This is a genomic window from Mesobacillus harenae (genome assembly GCF_013343715.1).
GTDB lineage: Bacteria > Bacillota > Bacilli > Bacillales > Cytobacillaceae > Mesobacillus_A > Mesobacillus_A harenae.
This window is the reverse complement of sequence record NZ_JABUNR010000001.1, coordinates 36,316-53,177: the sequence shown is the minus strand read 5'-3', so window position 1 is coordinate 53,177 and position 16,862 is coordinate 36,316. Positions and strand designations below refer to the sequence as shown.

General features: G+C 39.2%; 16 protein-coding genes and 1 riboswitch. Of the genes, 3 read left to right on the top strand and 13 right to left on the bottom strand.

What is annotated here, in order from left to right; all coding sequences use genetic code 11:
- Positions 1-27: 27 nt before the first annotated feature.
- From HRJ06_RS00235 to yneA, 8 genes are all read right to left on the bottom strand, one after another.
- A complete protein-coding gene (locus tag HRJ06_RS00235; RefSeq protein WP_174726972.1) occupies positions 28-1,824 on the bottom strand; it encodes an ABC transporter ATP-binding protein in 1,797 nt (598 codons plus the stop codon).
- A gap of 4 nt (positions 1,825-1,828) precedes the next feature.
- Entirely contained in the window at positions 1,829-3,577 is a 1,749-nt protein-coding gene (locus HRJ06_RS00230) for an ABC transporter transmembrane domain-containing protein (protein WP_174726969.1), read from the bottom strand.
- Positions 3,578-4,508: 931 nt separating this feature from the next.
- Complete coding sequence (locus HRJ06_RS00225; RefSeq protein ID WP_197969793.1) at positions 4,509-4,724, bottom strand: YneF family protein; 216 nt, start codon at positions 4,722-4,724, stop codon at positions 4,509-4,511.
- A gap of 90 nt (positions 4,725-4,814) precedes the next feature.
- Positions 4,815-5,255, bottom strand: a complete 441-nt coding sequence (gene sirA / locus HRJ06_RS00220; RefSeq protein WP_174726963.1) for a sporulation inhibitor of replication protein SirA — start codon at positions 5,253-5,255, stop codon at positions 4,815-4,817.
- Positions 5,256-5,599: 344 nt separating this feature from the next.
- Positions 5,600-7,606, bottom strand: a complete 2,007-nt coding sequence (gene tkt, locus HRJ06_RS00215; protein WP_174726960.1) for a transketolase — start codon at positions 7,604-7,606, stop codon at positions 5,600-5,602.
- A gap of 173 nt (positions 7,607-7,779) precedes the next feature.
- Positions 7,780-8,013, bottom strand: coding sequence for a DUF896 domain-containing protein (locus HRJ06_RS00210; protein WP_174726957.1), 234 nt, complete (start codon positions 8,011-8,013; stop codon positions 7,780-7,782).
- Positions 8,014-8,073: 60 nt separating this feature from the next.
- Positions 8,074-8,736: a YneB family resolvase-like protein gene (locus HRJ06_RS00205; protein WP_174726954.1), complete on the bottom strand. Its 663-nt coding sequence runs from the start codon at positions 8,734-8,736 to the stop codon at positions 8,074-8,076.
- Between the two features lie 107 nt (positions 8,737-8,843).
- Positions 8,844-9,158 carry a cell division suppressor protein YneA gene (yneA, locus tag HRJ06_RS00200; protein WP_174726951.1) on the bottom strand — a complete coding sequence of 105 codons (315 nt, stop codon included), beginning with the start codon at positions 9,156-9,158 and terminating at the stop codon, positions 8,844-8,846.
- 163 nt (positions 9,159-9,321) lie between these two features.
- Here yneA and lexA point away from each other — a divergent pair, with 163 nt between their 5' ends.
- Positions 9,322-9,945, top strand: coding sequence for a transcriptional repressor LexA (lexA, locus tag HRJ06_RS00195; protein ID WP_174726948.1), 624 nt, complete (start codon positions 9,322-9,324; stop codon positions 9,943-9,945).
- A gap of 262 nt (positions 9,946-10,207) precedes the next feature.
- On the top strand, positions 10,208-10,519 hold the full coding sequence (locus HRJ06_RS00190) for a DUF4257 domain-containing protein (protein ID WP_174726945.1): 312 nt from the start codon (positions 10,208-10,210) through the stop codon (positions 10,517-10,519).
- Positions 10,520-10,648: 129 nt separating this feature from the next.
- Here the strand turns inward: HRJ06_RS00190 and HRJ06_RS00185 are convergent, their stop codons facing one another.
- The 5 genes from HRJ06_RS00185 to HRJ06_RS23630 all read right to left on the bottom strand — a co-directional run bounded on the left by HRJ06_RS00185 (position 10,649) and on the right by HRJ06_RS23630 (position 15,779).
- On the bottom strand, positions 10,649-12,841 hold the full coding sequence (locus HRJ06_RS00185) for a bifunctional diguanylate cyclase/phosphodiesterase (RefSeq protein WP_174726942.1): 2,193 nt from the start codon (positions 12,839-12,841) through the stop codon (positions 10,649-10,651).
- An 878-nt stretch (positions 12,842-13,719) separates the two neighbouring features.
- Positions 13,720-14,661, bottom strand: a complete 942-nt coding sequence (locus HRJ06_RS00180; protein ID WP_174726938.1) for an HD-GYP domain-containing protein — start codon at positions 14,659-14,661, stop codon at positions 13,720-13,722.
- A gap of 3 nt (positions 14,662-14,664) precedes the next feature.
- Complete coding sequence (locus HRJ06_RS00175) at positions 14,665-15,057, bottom strand: response regulator (RefSeq protein ID WP_174726935.1); 393 nt, start codon at positions 15,055-15,057, stop codon at positions 14,665-14,667.
- 67 nt (positions 15,058-15,124) lie between these two features.
- A riboswitch (cyclic di-GMP riboswitch) is annotated at positions 15,125-15,210 on the bottom strand.
- Between the two features lie 143 nt (positions 15,211-15,353).
- Positions 15,354-15,527: a DUF2187 family protein gene (locus tag HRJ06_RS00170; protein WP_174726932.1), complete on the bottom strand. Its 174-nt coding sequence runs from the start codon at positions 15,525-15,527 to the stop codon at positions 15,354-15,356.
- Positions 15,528-15,608: 81 nt separating this feature from the next.
- A complete protein-coding gene (locus tag HRJ06_RS23630; protein WP_174726929.1) occupies positions 15,609-15,779 on the bottom strand; it encodes a Spo0E family sporulation regulatory protein-aspartic acid phosphatase in 171 nt (56 codons plus the stop codon).
- A gap of 120 nt (positions 15,780-15,899) precedes the next feature.
- Between HRJ06_RS23630 and HRJ06_RS23625 the strand changes: the two genes are divergently transcribed.
- On the top strand, positions 15,900-16,058 hold the full coding sequence (locus HRJ06_RS23625; protein ID WP_174726926.1) for a helix-turn-helix domain-containing protein: 159 nt from the start codon (positions 15,900-15,902) through the stop codon (positions 16,056-16,058).
- Positions 16,059-16,862 lie beyond the last annotated feature (804 nt).

Here is a 16,862-nt window from a genome sequence, read left to right as displayed (position 1 = left end):
ATTTCCGTTCTTAGCCTAAGTGTTTTTCTAAGAGCCGACAGCGTCCTCAACCCTCTCTGCCGTACTGTTTTGAAGGAGATACATTTTATGATAAAGCCCCTGTTTCCCCAAAAGCTCCTGGTGATTTCCCTGCTCAATGATTTCACCTTGATGCAGAACGAGAATTAAATCTGCATCCTGAATCGTAGAAAGCCGGTGAGCGATCGCAATTGTTGTTCGCCCTTTGCGCATCTTTTCCAAAGCAATTTGAATAGCTTCTTCCGTTTCTGTATCAATATTAGCTGTAGCCTCATCAAGGATGAGGATTTTCGGATTGGCGGCTATCGTACGTGCAAACGCAACCAGCTGGCGCTGCCCACTTGATAAAGTTGATCCTCTTTCAACCACCTGGTGCCCATAAGTTCCATCTAGTTTGTTTATAAACTGGTCAGCCTGAACAAACTCTGCGGCATTAACGATTTCCTGATCTGTTAGGGCTTCATTATGCAGGCGGATGTTGTCTTTTATCGTGCCATAAAACAGGAAAGGATCCTGGAGCACAAGACCCATTTTCGTACGCAAATCCTTTTCTGGGATACTCTTTATCGAATTTCCATCGATCAAAATATCCCCCCGCTCAAATTCATAGAATCTCATTAAGAGGTTAATGATCGAGCTCTTTCCGCTGCCTGTGTGGCCAACGAGAGCTACTGTTTGTCCAGGTTCTGCTGTAAAACTGATATTTTTGAGAACGTCTCGCTTGCCGTCATAGGAAAAGCTTAAATTTTTAACCTCAATCTTAGCTTCCTTAATCGCAGCGCCAGCTACGATTGTCTGTTGCGGCGCCAGTGCTTCGTCATCCAGCAGCTTAAACACTCGAGATGCAGAAACAATTGCCTGCTGGTACATTGATAAGCGCATCATCATATTGTTAACCGGCTCGAAAAATCGGTCAAGATAGTTGATAAAGGCGTATAGGACACCGATTTCTATTGCATGATCAAACGAGTTAACTCCGAAGAAGCTCAGCACTAGAATTAAAGCGAAAATATAAACAAGGTCAATTGCTGGACGCAATAGCAATCCGTCGATTTTAATGTTTCTTACGCCGGACATATAATGTTTCTGGTTTATTTCCCCGAATTCATCACGCAGCCTCTGTTCCTGGCGAAATACCTGAATCATACCCATCCCCTGTAGGCTTTCGCTCAGCTTTGCATTCAGCTGACTCAGCCTTTCTCGCATTTCCTGATAAAACACTGAGCTGTATTTTCGATACGTTCTCATTATCATAAAAATGATCGGCAAAATAGACAGACAGAAAAAAGCTAACTTGGCATTCAAAATAAACATCGCCACAAAAATTCCTGTTAGCAGGAACACTCCCTGAATAAACGTAACAATAACTGTTACAAACATATCTTTTATCGCTTCTGTGTCATTCGTCACCCTTGAAACAACTGCACCGGCCGGTGTTTTATCAAAGTACTTAAGGCCAAGCGACTGCACTTTTGAAAAAACATCAATCCTTAATTGCTGAATAATTTTTAAAGCTATTTTTTGAAAGGACAGAAGCTGAAAATAAGACACAAGCACATTCATAATTTGAATCCCCAAATAAACCGCTGCCAGCATCACAATTGGTTCAACCGCAAGATTTCGCGGTGTCAGATAATCATCAAGAAAGATCTTTATTAAGATCGGGCCAAGTATGTCTCCAATTGTGGTCAGCAACAAAAGGCCAAACGCGATTGATATCGTTTTCTTATGCGGTTTCGCATAGGCTAGCAATCGGAATAAAACTTTTCGCTGGTCCTTTCCGTTCATAACAGGTATCTTTTCCATTCCTTTATCCTCCATGCTCAACGATCTCCTCGAGCTGCTGTCTATAATACATATCCTTATACCAGCCGTTGTTTTGGAGCAGTTCTTTATGAGTGCCTTTTTCGATTACTTCCCCGTCATCGAGAACAATAATCAGATTTGCATGCTGAATTGCGCTGAGCCGATGGGCGGTAATGATCGTCGTTTTATTCGTCCGGTTTTGTTTCAGCTTTGAGAGGATGGCTTCCTCAGTTTTGGCATCTACAGCGGATAAAGAATCATCGAGAATCAAAATTTCAGGATTCATTAACAGTGCCCTGGCAATCGAAATCCTTTGCTTCTGGCCACCTGAAAGAGATACACCGCGCTCCCCGACAACCGTTTTATAGCCATCTGTAAATTCAAGAATATCTTCATGGATATACGCCACCTTGGCTGCTTCATGTATCGTTTCCTGGGACGCATCTGCCTGCGCAAAAGCGATGTTTTCACCTACTGTAGCTGAAAAGAGAAAATGGTCTTGAGGGACATATCCAATCGCTTCTCTCAGTTTTTCTAACTTATACGAAGAAATCGAACGCCCCCCTACTCTGATATCCCCTTCATACCCTTCAAACTGCCGAATTAGCAGCTTTAGCAGCGTCGTTTTTCCTGCCCCTGTTTTGCCTACAATTCCAAGGGTTTCTCCTCTTTTGATGGTGAAGTTTATGTTCTTAAGCACTGAATCCGTTTCATTAGGATACACAAACTTTTCAACACTGAATTGAATGTCCCCACTTGGCACGATATCCAATGCATCCTTCTGATCTTGAATATCTACTCTTACCGAGAGCAATGTTTTTACGCGATCATAAGACGCCCTGCCCCGTTCTACGATATTAAAGAGCCAGCCAAACGCCAGCATCGGCCAAATTAATAAACTGAGATAGGCTGTGAATGAAATCAGCTGTCCGATTGTCAATTCACCGTTTAAAACATACCGTGACCCAAAGGCAATTGACAAGAAAAAAGAAATACCCACGATGATGGAGATGGTTGGGTCAAATAAAGAATCGATCTTTGCTACCTTTACGTTTTTATTAACGACATCCTCCGATTGCTTACGAAAATCCTCAATATCCTCTTTCTCTTGTCCGAACGTTTTAATCACTTTAATCCCTGTGATGCTTTCCTGAGTTTTATCATTCAGTGACGAGAACGCCTCTTGTGCTTGATGAAATTCTCTGTGAAGCATGGTCCCATACCAGCTCGTTAAAAATGCCATCAGCGGCAGCGGGATCAGACAGATCAAAGTAAGCTTCCAGCTAATCGTCGTTGCCATGGCCACTATTACAAAGCCGCCCGTCGCCAAGGAATCGAATAGAGTAAGAACTCCGAGGCCAGCCGTTTGCTGAATTGCCTGAAGGTCGTTTGTTGAATGGGCCATCAAGTCCCCTGTCCTCCGCTTCTGATAAAAGGCTTGAGACATATTGGTAAAATGATTGTATAACTGATTTCTAAGTAATCTTGCCAGTTTAACAGCAGAGCCAAAAATCTTGATACGCCAGTAATACCGCAGCGAATACATCAAAATGGCCGCGATGATTAGAATACCGATCCATTTCAGCAGCCCGGCACCTGTCAATGTCCCCTGGGCAATTTCATCGACTACGATCCCGATAATCCGCGGCGGGGCAAGCTGAATAAAGGCCACAACCAGCAGCATGATAATACCTGATATGTATGCTGATTTTTCCTGCTTAAAATACCACATTAAATCTAAAAATACTCTCATACAATCCTCCGAATAAAGCAGAGCCCGATTTATAAATGCCTAAATAGTTTAACAAAAATTTGAAAAATAAGGAAGATTAAGCTGCAGCATGTTTATAAGATCTTCTTTCTCATAAAAAAACACCCAGATAACTGAGTGCATACTGGTGTTATGAATGACTAAAGAAGGAACACAATGATGGTGTATAGGTAATTACTTTAAGAGGATACACGCTGCTCTAAGGTTTACAAACACTTTTAAGTAGAAAGGCTATCCTTATCTAATCATGAGGACCAACCATTTTTCTTATTTTCTTAAATCGTTACATATTTGCTTCTCAATAACCGCTTACGTAGTCCTTATGCCGATTTTGCTGGTTGTCATATTTGCTTTTTGCCACCATTCCAGCACTAGGTTCTTTACTCTTCAAATAGTGCGGCTTGGAGGCAGTCTACAACATCTTATTTGTTTTTCATTATTTCTCCTAGGTTTTTTTATTCTATCCACTTTTACCTAAAATAAAGAAGAAGCAATTATACTAATACTGTAACTTTCCCTTTCTTATTAAATTGTTCCTTTTCCTTACTCTCCAAACATCCACAATTATAGTTAATAAAGTTACCAAAGTAAGGGTAAAAGACATTTCTGCAAATACAAATATCATAGAAAAAACTCCATCAGTCGTGAAAATTACAATCAATTTAATGATTGAATACAATAAGTAACCAACTAAGATAACTTCTAATAAAGCCAATGCCCTCATTTCTGCCTCCTTGGTTCTAAAATTTTATTTACCGATACCCCATTGAACATCGTTTAAACAAAAAGAACAGCTCCAAAACCACTCTTTACCGTGATTCATGTAAAGTTTGACCAGCGAATGAAATGCAAAAAAACCACCCTTTTCTGCTTATCTTTCACAGAAAAAAGTGGTTTTTTAGTGATAAAAGGATTATTTGTCTTGCTGTTTATTCATTGCGCTCATCATTTGATTAATCTTTTTCTGAGATGGCTTCATACCCATTTGCATCATCATCATTTTAAGCATTTGTTCATTAATTGGCGGATTTTTCTTCAAATAGCTCATCATATATCGGCGAGCAATGAAAAATCCTAGTGCGACACCGGCGATAAGAGCCAGGATACCCACTAGAACGAGTTGCCACATAAAAACTTCCTCCTTCGTGTTGTCTAACATACAGTGTACTAAACCAAAAGTTATTATACAATATTTGCGAGTCTTTTTCTCGCATTTTATTTAAACATATTTTCTTTCTTTAATAGGTTTAAGCCAGCCGCAGCGGCTGCTATCAATATCAATTGCAAGAAAAGAGCTTTCGCATTTCCTAAGCACTTCAAAAAAAGCAGTTTCTGCATCCACATTTCCGTCAGATTCAACTAATATATATCGATCGAATGTTTTTAAACTTGCGACACTTTTTCCTCTATTTTTGCGAATATAATAAACCCCTTGCTCAGCATGCAGATCCTTGCTAAGGGACAATTGATGATGCAATAACTGATGGAGGCGCAGAACAGGAATCTGCCTGGTAATATAATTAATTTGTCTGGAGATGATCTTTTTCAGAGAACCCCGTGCTTGTGCATAATCTTGAAAAAGCTGAATAAACATCCGTTCCCTGCCGAAATAATGAGCTGCGATTTCTTCTTCTATTAAATAAAGCTGATAGGATCTCATATGATCCCCTCCTTTAAAGGCAATCTATTGCTTTAATTATAGAGAATATTAATCATTACTTATGTCTAAAGATGTTGAAAAATAGCACTTATTCTGTCGAATTCATACTTTTCTTACAATTTTAATTATATCATTCAAAATTTATTTGTCACAGCGAAATTTGGCCTGCTCGAATGCTGACTCTTTACTTGCTCCATTACAGACCCTCTATATGACTTTCCGTAACAAAAAAGTGAAAGTGGTATATGGACCAGAGGTAATACGAGGCCGTGTTAATAGGGCGACTGAAGGTAGATGAACGAAAAAAGAGAACGAAATTTAATTCGTTCCCTTTCTCCAACCTATTAGTTCTGGATTAAAGCTTTCATACGTGCTACTACATTTTCAACGGTAAACCCGTATTCTTCCATTATTTTCTCACCAGGAGCGGATGCACCAAAACCGTTAATCGCAAGGATATCTCCTTCATCCCCTACGTAACGGTCCCATCCAAGTGGAGAGCCCATTTCAATGCCAAGACGTTTTTTGACACTCTTAGGAATAACGCTTTCCTTATATTCCTTAGATTGGGTTTCAAAACGGTCCCATGATGGCATGCTTACGACAGATACTTGAATTCCTTCATTCGCAAGGGCTTCTTGTGCTTTAACAGCAAGATGCACTTCAGAGCCTGAAGCTAAAAGCATCGCGTCTGCTGCGTCTTTTCCAGCTGGTGAAACCACATAAGCACCTTTTGAAACGCCATCATAGGCTGCTTCATCTGTCCCCTTCATCGTTGGCAGGTTTTGACGCGTTAATACCAATGCTGTAGGCTTGTCCTTCGATTCGAGAGCAAGCTTCCAAGCAGCAGTTGTTTCATTGCCGTCTGCAGGACGAATGATTGACAGGTTAGGCATCGCCCGGAGTGCAGCAAGTTGTTCAACTGGCTCGTGAGTAGGGCCATCTTCTCCAACAGCGATGCTATCATGTGTAAATACATATGTGACTGGGAGACCCATAAGTGCTGCCAGGCGGATTGCCGGGCGCAGGTAATCAGAGAATACAAAGAATGTTCCACCGAATACCTTCAGGCCGCCATGTAGTGCCATACCATTCATAGCTGCACCCATCGCAAATTCACGGACACCAAACCAAATATTACGGCCTTCAAATGATTGCGGGAAGAAGTCTTTGCTTCCTTTGATCATCGTTTTATTAGAGCCGGCAAGGTCAGCGGAACCGCCAATTAAGTTAGGAAGATTTTGTGCGATGGCATTTAACGCTTCACCAGAAGAAGCACGGCTTGCCAGGCTTTTTCCTTCTTCGTAGACTGGTGCATCTTTATCCCAGCCTTCCGGAAGGTCACCGTTTACCGCTTTTTCAAACTGATCTGCAAGCTCTGGGTTAGCTTTCTTATATTCAGCAAACAGTTCATTCCACTCTTTTTCTTTCTTTTCGCCATGTTCAGCGACTTGTTCCTTAAAGCGTGTGTAGACTTCTTCAGGGACATGGAAATCCTGCTCGAAAGTCCATTTGTAGTATTCCTTCGTCAGCTTCATTTCGTCTTCACCAAGCGGCGCGCCATGAACATCAGATTTTCCTGATTTGTTAGGTGAGCCGTAACCAATAACGGTTTTGACTTCAATCATCGTTGGGCGTTCGAGGTCCTGCTGCGCTTCCTCAATAGCCTTTGAGACTTCGTCCATGTTATTTCCATCTTCAACACGGATATACTGCCATCCATATGACTGGAAGCGCTGTGCAACACTTTCAGAGAAACTCATATCCAGGTCGCCGTCCAGGGAAATATCATTTGAATCATAAAGCACAACTAGGCGGCCTAGCTTTAAGTGACCTGCTAGTGAAGCAGCCTCTGCAGAAACGCCTTCCATCAGGTCACCGTCTCCACAAATGCTATATGTATAGTGGTCGACTAAATCAAAACCATCTTTGTTATAAACAGTTGCCATGTGGCGTTCTGCCATTGCCATTCCAACTGCCATAGCAATCCCTTGTCCGAGTGGACCTGTTGTAGCGTCAACACCAGGAGTATGGCCATACTCAGGATGCCCCGGAGTTTTGCTTCCCCATTGGCGGAAGTTTTTAATATCATCCATTGTTACACCATAACCAGAAAGGTGAAGCAGGCTGTATAACAGCATAGATCCATGACCGGCAGATAACACAAAACGGTCGCGGTTAATCCATTGTGGGTTTTGAGGATTATGGTTCATAAATCGTGTCCAAAGTGCGTAAGCCATTGGAGCAGCCCCCATAGGCATTCCTGGGTGGCCGGAGTTTGCTTTTTCAATTGCATCAATTGAAAGAGTACGTATTGAGGTTACTGACAACGAATCAGTTTGATCGAACATAAAATACATTCCTTTCTATTAGAACTCTCTACATTCTTAATATATAGTGACTGTGTGATGAATACAACAAATAGTATTTATCACAGGTAAAAAAACACTAGTTTCAAGCTAGTCTTTAAGTTAAAAGGCAAAAGGGAATACACTTAATTATGTATTCCCTCTTTCACCCTATATTAATGCATCTTATCATTCTTTTTTAACTCTTTTAACTTATCGGGTGTAACGTCATCCCCATTAGGGTCAACAATCTTAACACCTTTTAAAGTAGTAAGCATGTTGGAACGGAATGTTTGCAAGTATTCTGAACGCAGCTTGGATTGCTCCTTTGCCTCGAGCTCAGTAAGACCGGACTTTTTGGCTTTGTTTGCCAAGACATTAATTCGAGCCATTTTTTCTTTAGACAGCATGGTAAAACTCCTCTGTTTTAAGGTAAGACTAAAAGACATCTTACTAAAAAACCAAGTAATTTACAAGGGAGAAGTGTTATTATTCTGTTCTTCGATATAATCTTGGTATCTCCTATGGACAGTTGCTTTTGAAACATCGTATCCGAAGCCTCTAAGAGTTGCTGCTATTTCTGAGAAAGTAAGTTCGTTCTTTCTTAAGCGTACAATTTCGGCGAGCGGGATCTCTTTTTTATCACGTCCGGAGTTCACAGCTAGTTTTTTCAAATTATTTTGCGGTTTGTATCCTTGTTCGACGGCCCGTTTCATCCCGCGCTTGATCTTAATATTGTGAAGCTTTCGCTGATACTCTTCTACCATTCCGACAATCTGCAAGACCATAGAGTCGGAGTCTGAAAGGTGCAGTTCCCCGTTGTGGGAGATGCTGTAGAGCTTTGCCCCTTCTTTCAGGATGCAATGGAGCAGTGCTATTTTGGCATTCCCTCTGCCAAGCCTTGTTTCATCTTGTATTAAAACAGCGCTAGCTTCTTTATTTTTCAAAATAGAGAGCAATTGGAGTACTCCATCCCTATCAAGGTCGTACCCGCTTGCCTGATCTTTAATAATCGACTGTACCTGAAATCCATAATCTTTAGCCAGCTTCAGTAATTCTTCCTCCTGCCTGGCTAAAGAGGTTTCCTGCGTTTCTTTTGTTGTGCTTACCCGGCAATAAACAATCGCTTTCATATTGCCTCCTAATATGTAAAATTTTTAAGACTGCACTGATACAAACGGAGACATACGCCCAGCTGTTTTCCTCCGCCGCTGATCATGCCTTTACATTTCCCCACGGATCATTCACTGCTGGCCAGCTCTGTTCCTGTGTTTTCTGATAATTTCACTGGAATAACAAGCTCCTCTCCAGGATGAATCCTGTCTCCGGAAATGCCATTGTTCTTCTCTACCCAATTGATAAACTCACTATGGTTAAGGCTGTGTTCACCGGCAAACCTTTCAGAGATCTGCCAGAGAGATTCACCCTCCTCGACAGTCACTACCAATAGATCTTCGTGTGTTTCATCTGCATGTCCAATCAGCACAAAAGAGGAAATAAAGCTTACTCCTATTAAAATAATAGCATATGAATAGTTTTTCCATAATTTTCTCATTATTAACACTCCTAATAAACTAGAATATATGTTCGCTTTCTGTTAATATGATTATAAACCGAACAAATGTTTCGTGTCAACCAATACTCGAACTTATGTTTGTACCAGTTGGAAATACATGCTATAATTACGACAATATAAAAGGCGAGAGGTGCTGTAAAACATGGCGAAACTATCGAAGCGACAAACAGATATATTAGAGTTTATAAAAGAAGAGGTTAAGAGAAAGGGCTATCCCCCTTCTGTCCGTGAAATCGGGGAAGCTGTCGGATTGGCCTCCAGTTCAACCGTTCATGGGCATTTAGCCAGATTGGAAAGCAAAGGCCTCATCAGAAGAGACCCAACTAAGCCGCGGGCCATTGAAATCCTTGAACTGGAAGCTACAGATCATATCCCTAAATATAAAGTTGTAAATGTACCGGTTGTCGGTAAAGTTACTGCTGGCCAGCCGATTACAGCAATTGAAAATGTTGAAGAGTACTTCCCTCTTCCTGAACGGCTAGCTCCTGCAGATGAACAGGTTTTCATGCTGGAGATTATGGGTGAAAGTATGATTGATGCAGGTATTTTGGACGGGGATTATGTAATTGTTAAGCAGCAGCAAACAGCTAACAATGGAGATATCGTGGTAGCTATGACAGAGGAAGATGAAGCAACTGTTAAGAGATTTTTCAAACAGGAGGATTATATCCGTCTGCAGCCGGAAAACCCTACAATGGAGCCGATTATCCTGCGAAATGTAACCATCCTAGGAAAAGTAATTGGTGTATACCGCCATATGCATTAAACCTTCTAGCAAGCGGACAGCCGCTTGCTTTTTTTCTATTTCTGTCCTGCCAAATTCTCCTTCTCCTCCTTTTCACCTGTATTCTTCGTACCTTTAGTACTTAACGGTACAAGTTACCCCCTAATAGTACTAAGTATAAAATACTGAAAATTCGGTATATTTACACATGCTAAAACCCAAGCCTTTTCGATATAATAGCAGTACACCAAGAAATTACCTAAGGTCGCTTCACCCAAATACGGCTTTAGGAGTGTGAGGAAGAATGTTTCAGAACATTGGCTTCGCAATACTCATTGGTGGATTTGTTGGTTTGGCTGAACATGTAAGAAAACGCGGGAAAATTGTCAAGCCGCGAAGGACAAAGAAATTCATCTATCTCGGATTTTTAGAAGAAGTGCTGATGGGCTCTCTCGCCGCTGTTTTGCTTGTTACTTCAACTGGAGCGAACTCGCTTATGAGAGTAATCTTTGTATCGATTATCGCAGGTTATGGCGGGGACGCTATATTGAGGGCTCTAGAGATTTTCAGAGGAGGAGGCCCCGTTGACCCTGGAGGTATGGGCGACAAGAAATAATGCATGACTTCTTCGGCACCAAGTGCTTAAAATAGAAAGCCAGACAGAAATTAAAATGCCCTTTCCAAAGGCACTTTAATTTACTGCCTGGCTTTTTCTTGTACCGAGCAGGTTTTAACTTTTGTTTATCTAGCTCTCCGATCCAGCTGGCAAAGATTTCAGGAATGGTTCTAATTCCAGGGGTGGTAACGGCTTACCCAGCAGGTACCCTTGGGCTTCTTGACAATAGTGCCTTCGGAGGATTTCCAGCTGCTCTGCTGTTTCCACTCCTTCGGCAATAACACTTAAGTCTAAGCTTTTTGCCATAAGAAGAATCGTTGTCGCGATGCTCTCATCATTCTTACTATTGGTGATATCACAAATGAACGATTGATCAATTTTCAAGTAATCAATTGGGAATTTCTTTAGATAGCTTAATGAACTGTAGCCCGTTCCAAAGTCATCAATCGATATATTTACACCCAGAGTTTTTAATTTACATAGAATAAATGTTGCTGTTTCTACATCCATTGTCATACTCTCGGTTATTTCAATGGTCAGGTTCTGTGGATCTATCTCTGCTTCCTTTAAAATGTTTGATATCATGGTAATCAAGTTAGGCTGGTAAAATTGCCGTATTGAAATATTAACGGATATTGTCAGAGACTGGATACCATCCTCTTCCCATCGCTTTAATTGATAGCAGGCTGTCCTAATCACCCATTCCCCTATATCTATGATCATGCCGGTCTCTTCGGCAATCGGTATAAACTGCTTTGGCATAACCATGCCCAGTTTCTCGTTGTTCCAGCGAATTAAGCTTTCAACACTAGTTATTCGATTGTTTGATAGGTTTATAATCGGCTGATAATGGAGGGAGAATTCGTCCTTGGCTAATGCTTTTCTAAGCTCATTTTCAAGCTCTAAACGATCAAATGTCTTTTTAGCAAGTTTTTCATCATAAAATTGAAAATTATTTCTTCCTTCTTTTTTAGCCTGATACATGGCCAGGTCTGCTTTTCTGAGGAGTGAGCTTGCCTTTTCCCCATCAAATGGATACAGACTGATTCCAATACTTGGGGTTACAAATATCTCGTGCCCTCCTGTCATATAGGGTCGTCCTACTTCGTCAAGTATGTTTTGGGCAATTTTTTCGATTTCTCGTCTGGAAGCGGTCTCTATTAAAATAGTAAATTCGTCCCCTCCCTGCCTCGAAGGTGTATCTTTGTCCCCAAGACAAGTTTGTAATCTCTCTGCTACATCCCTTAACAGTAAATCTCCAATATTATGGCCAAGCGAATCATTGATGATTTTAAATCTGTCTAAGTCTAAAAACATCAGTCCTAACATTTTGTCCTGAGTATGTTCAAAGTTTGTTATTGCCAAGTTTACTCTCTCATCAAAAAGCCTTCTATTTGGCAGGCCTGTCAAAGCATCATGGAACGCCATATAATTAATCTTTTCTTCAGCATGGTAGTGTTGGATAACTAAACTTGTCAGATATGTTGCCTTTTCAATAATTTTTTTATCCCAGCTTTCAGGCGTACATGGTTTATTATAATACATGGCAAACACACCTAGAACGTTTTGTTGGTTATCCAGCACCGGAGAGGACCAGCAAGCCCGTAAGCCGTGCTTTAGTGCTATTCCCCTATATTCATTCCATAACGGATCCGAGGCAATGTCTTTTACGATAACACGACGTTTATAATATGCCGCTGTTCCACACGATCCTATTGATGGACCAATAGGAATTCCGTTAATGAATTCATTATACTCGGCCGGTAAATTAGGGGATGACCCTCTCAAGAGCTTTTGTCCTGCTTCATCTATTAAATGAATCGAACATACCCCACCGTTTGAAACCTTTTCAACCACATAAATAATATTATCTAACACATCAGAACAGGGAGAGCCTTTGGCGATCATCTCAAGTACCTTATTCTGACCATTTAATAACGTCGCCAGGTTGGTTTTTTCGGTGACATCCTTGGCAATTCCCACCACACCGTTAATCTTATGGTCTATGTATATCGGTACAGCCGTTACCGATAATTCCTTTCTATTTCCGGCCCTATCGTTTATAGCTGTGCGAAACTCTTCTCGGTTCCCCTGTAACACGCGTTTAAAAGCATATAGAGTTTCTTCCAGCCTGTCCTCGTGAATTAACGGGATAAAGGACTTTTGAACTTCTTCGTTTGTATTCCCAATAAGCTTGCCTGCCGCATCATTCAATAATATGAAATTGCCATTAAGATCTAGGGCATAACAGGCATCATGATTGAAATCAAATAAGGATTTATAAATATTAAAAATATTTTGATAATTTATGAAAGAATGCATTCCTCCACCCTCTTCCTTGAAGCAAGTCATATTAACTATATAATTTTTTGTCGATAATTAGAAGAGAATACTCTTCCTTCTAGTATCCATGTTAAAAGATTTAGCAAAGAATATCTAGTAAATAATGCTTGCTAGCAGGGCTCCAAAGAACTTAACAGAACAAAAGAGCAAGCGCCCGTTAAGCGACGTATGGACTGTGCTAATCGACTGAGATAAAGGAAACACGGAGAGCGGAACCGATTAGACGTTGACATACGTAGGGAGTTGGGCGCTGGAGCGGGACTTAGATAACCTTTACTATAAGACATCCGAAGTCCGTAAATTTATAGTTACAAAAAAACTGATACATAAATGCCATTGGGAATTTTTTAGTACATTGTCAGGTATTGCTCGCGCACCCATGGGTGAACCTGGGTACGGAACATAACCTTTCACATCATAAAGCATCATACAATAAAAGAATACTGTTGGAATCAAGAGTTCACGTGGCCCGGGAGAAAAAACGATGATTGATTCTTTAATTCTAAATAAGATAACATGAAGGATACTCTTAGAGTGATATACCTAACCGATGGTGGAAAAGTCTTCAAGTCGGCACCTTTCAGGCAAAGGGGAGAATACCTGAACAAATTGCTTTATGAGTGGATCCGGAAGATAAAGCGAAAAATAACGTTTTGGGAGCTTATAAAAGTGGAGTTAAATGGAGAACATGATATAACAGAAAAGGTCATACAACTAGAAAAAGCCCTCTCGATTAGGATAAAAAGTTTAATTTCCATACTCTTTCACATAGGTAAGAGTAAATTGGCATACGCCATTTTATTTTATGCAAAAAAAGACCAACTGATGGTGCTCAGCTGGTCTTCTACCCGTTTAGATTATCCTGTGCTTCTATTTTTAATGAGTGACTCTCCTTCCTGTTGTATAACTTGTAAAAAAGCATCTGTAACCTGTGGGTCGAACTGCTTGCCTCTATTTTCATGAATTTCCTTAATAACATCGTTAAAATCTTTTTTATTTTTATAAATACGTCTAGAAGTCATAGCATCAAATGCATCAGCCAGAGCCATTATTCTTGCAACATAAGGTATTTCTTTACCTTTTAGGCCATAAGGATACCCTTTTCCATCAAATCTTTCATGATGGAAAAGTACCATGTCTATTATGCCATTTTTTTTAAAAGAAGAGATATGCTGAATCATTTGAAAACCAATAAAAGGATGTTGCTTTATAATATTGTATTCTTCATCACTTAATCTGGAGGGTTTATTTAATATATCTTCATTTATTCCTATTTTACCTAAATCATGTATTAGACCACCTAAATATATATCGTTACATATTCTTTTTCGCAAACCTAATTTTTTTGCAATCATCTTTGCGTAACATGCGACATTCTCAGAATGTTTAGCTGTATAGTTATCTCTAGAATCTATCGATTTGGCCAAGGCAGTTGTAAGTTCAATTAGGTTTGTTTTCTGAATTAAGCTATTTTTAATTAAGGTTGATACAGTAAAACCGACAGTGAAATATATAAACAATTGAATAAAAACAAGGGGAAAATACTCATAACCATTTTCACTTAACTTATATCGAACAAGGGTTACTATGGCACTTTGAAATAGTATGGCTAGGTTATTTTTATACATGGTCCCTACGAAAAGCATCATGATGGTATAGAACGGAATGAAATTATTATCCCTATATAAATAGTCATAGATAAAAACAAAGGTAAAAATCAAAAAAATTATCCATCTAAATCTAATAAGAGATTTAAGCCACCAGTCAGCATAAGAAGTATCATGATAAATATTTAGCATACGCTATCGGCCTACTCTAGAAGTCAGGGAGCCTGAATGAGTAGTATGAATACGTTCTAAAGTAGATTGTATATGTTTAAAATGCGGCTTAACAAGGAAATCGCATGCACCCAATTTTAGAGAATCAATTATAAATGATTGTTGTCCTATTGCCGAACACATCACAATATTTGCTAATGGGTCAAACTTAATAATTTCCTCAAGAGCTTCTAAACCATCCACACCTGGCATGGTTATATCCATAATGACTATATCAGGTTTTATTTCCTTATATTTGATGATAGCCTCTTCTCCATTTCTGGCTTCGGCAATGACAAGGAAATTAGCAGCAGTGACCATTTTCGTTAGCCAAGATCTCATAAATTGAGAATCATCAGCTAATAAAACTGTTTTCATTTGTTTAAGAACACCTTTCAAAATAGATTAAGGCAAATTGGAAAGGTTATATATTTTTACAGGTTCCCCTGGCAACCCGGCTACCTTGGCAATAAATGCTGTAGGCCCGTGGCTTTGCGTCTTTTACTTTCGTAAAATTTGCCTCAATTCTGAATATACCATGGAATAGATTGTCGAAAAAGGTATTTTTTTCTATGAACACCTTTTAGTTCTAGGGGATTAGGAGTAAATTGGAGATTAACAGCCAAAAAGTTGCATATAACAAGTAGCCTTAAACTATTCTACGACTTATCATTTTAATCTAATATAATGTAATTTTTATGATTCACTACTGTTACATTATTATGGAATTCACGGTCACTATAGTTTCTTGTGATAGTTACTATTACGGAGTTCTCATTAACTTGATCTACAATACCTTCAATCACTTCTTTATATCTGATTTTGTCACCGATTTTAGCTTTTTTCATCTTATAAACTACCCCTTTCTGGTATTTGGGAATTAAACTTTTTTAAAGATGGTATGCCAAAATGTTTATCAGTTTCCTAAATTAGCTTTTTCTAAAGGTTTGATACTGAAAAATAAAGTAATCAAGTTCCTGGCTTGCTTCTATAGTAAAATTATTAACTAAACCATGATTTAATCCGGTATTTATCATTTCTTTCCTTAGGTAGTTAATATATTGTAGTAATTCCTGTTTAGAGAAAATTGCTGAAACCATAAAAAAACTCCTTAATTAAATTTAACACAAATACCATTTTAACAAATTCCAACAAAAATATTCAAAAAGAAATTAGACAAAATCAGACAAAATAAAACCGTGGAAGGAGGTTCTTTATATATGTATAAAAAGACTATTGGGTATAAGTTCAGATCGCTAAGGTTTAAAAAGAATATATCTCAAGAGCAGGTTTCGAAAGCCATAGGTATTAAACTAGAAACAATTAGCCGGATTGAAAACAAATCAGAAACTGTTAGAGAACAAACTAAAAAAACCTAGCTGCTTTTTACGAAGTGCCGATTGATGAAATAAAATATCCCCTCTCGATTAGGAGAATGGCTTTGTTTACATTGCTTTACAAAAGTTTAATACAGGCTTAACTCCTGCTTAGTATTAACTGGGTAACATGAGAGTATGAAGATGCTTCCCGTCACTAGCTCTTGTGTGCATTTTTTATCCAGGAGGTAAGATGTATGGAAACTGTCCTGAATTCTCTTTGTTTATTTGGAGTTGCAGCTTCATTTACAAAGATCTTTTACTACTCTTTTTTTGAAGTACATAAAAAGAGGCAACACAAAATTTAAACAAAATAAACTTCCCCCTTCCCCCCTCTTCCTTTTTATATTTTAACTATATCTCGTTGAATCTTAAATTCTTCTGGAGCCTCTTCATTATATTCTTCCAATCTTCATTTATAGCCTTTTCCTTGTCATAACTAATTCCAGCGTCTCGGTATTCCTTCTGCTCATATCGGAACAACTTATAAGGCTAATTCTAACTGCACTATCTCTGTCCACACTGTACATCAATTCAATTTGCTTTCAATTCCTATTCTTAATGAAGTATTGTTTAAAATATGGTTATCCATGTCACCCCTCCTTTTAATCCAATTATGTCTACGAAAGGAGATTGACCCAATATGTAATTGTTACTGTTGGGTGAAGAAATGATGGCAAATTTATGAACCAAAATAAAAAGCCCCTCTTACCAGGAGAGGCGCCTATATAATTCATTCCATCAGAACGTTTTTGCAGAGGAATATCTACTTTGCCTGTCGGATCATCAATTCCTTTCTGGGCCACT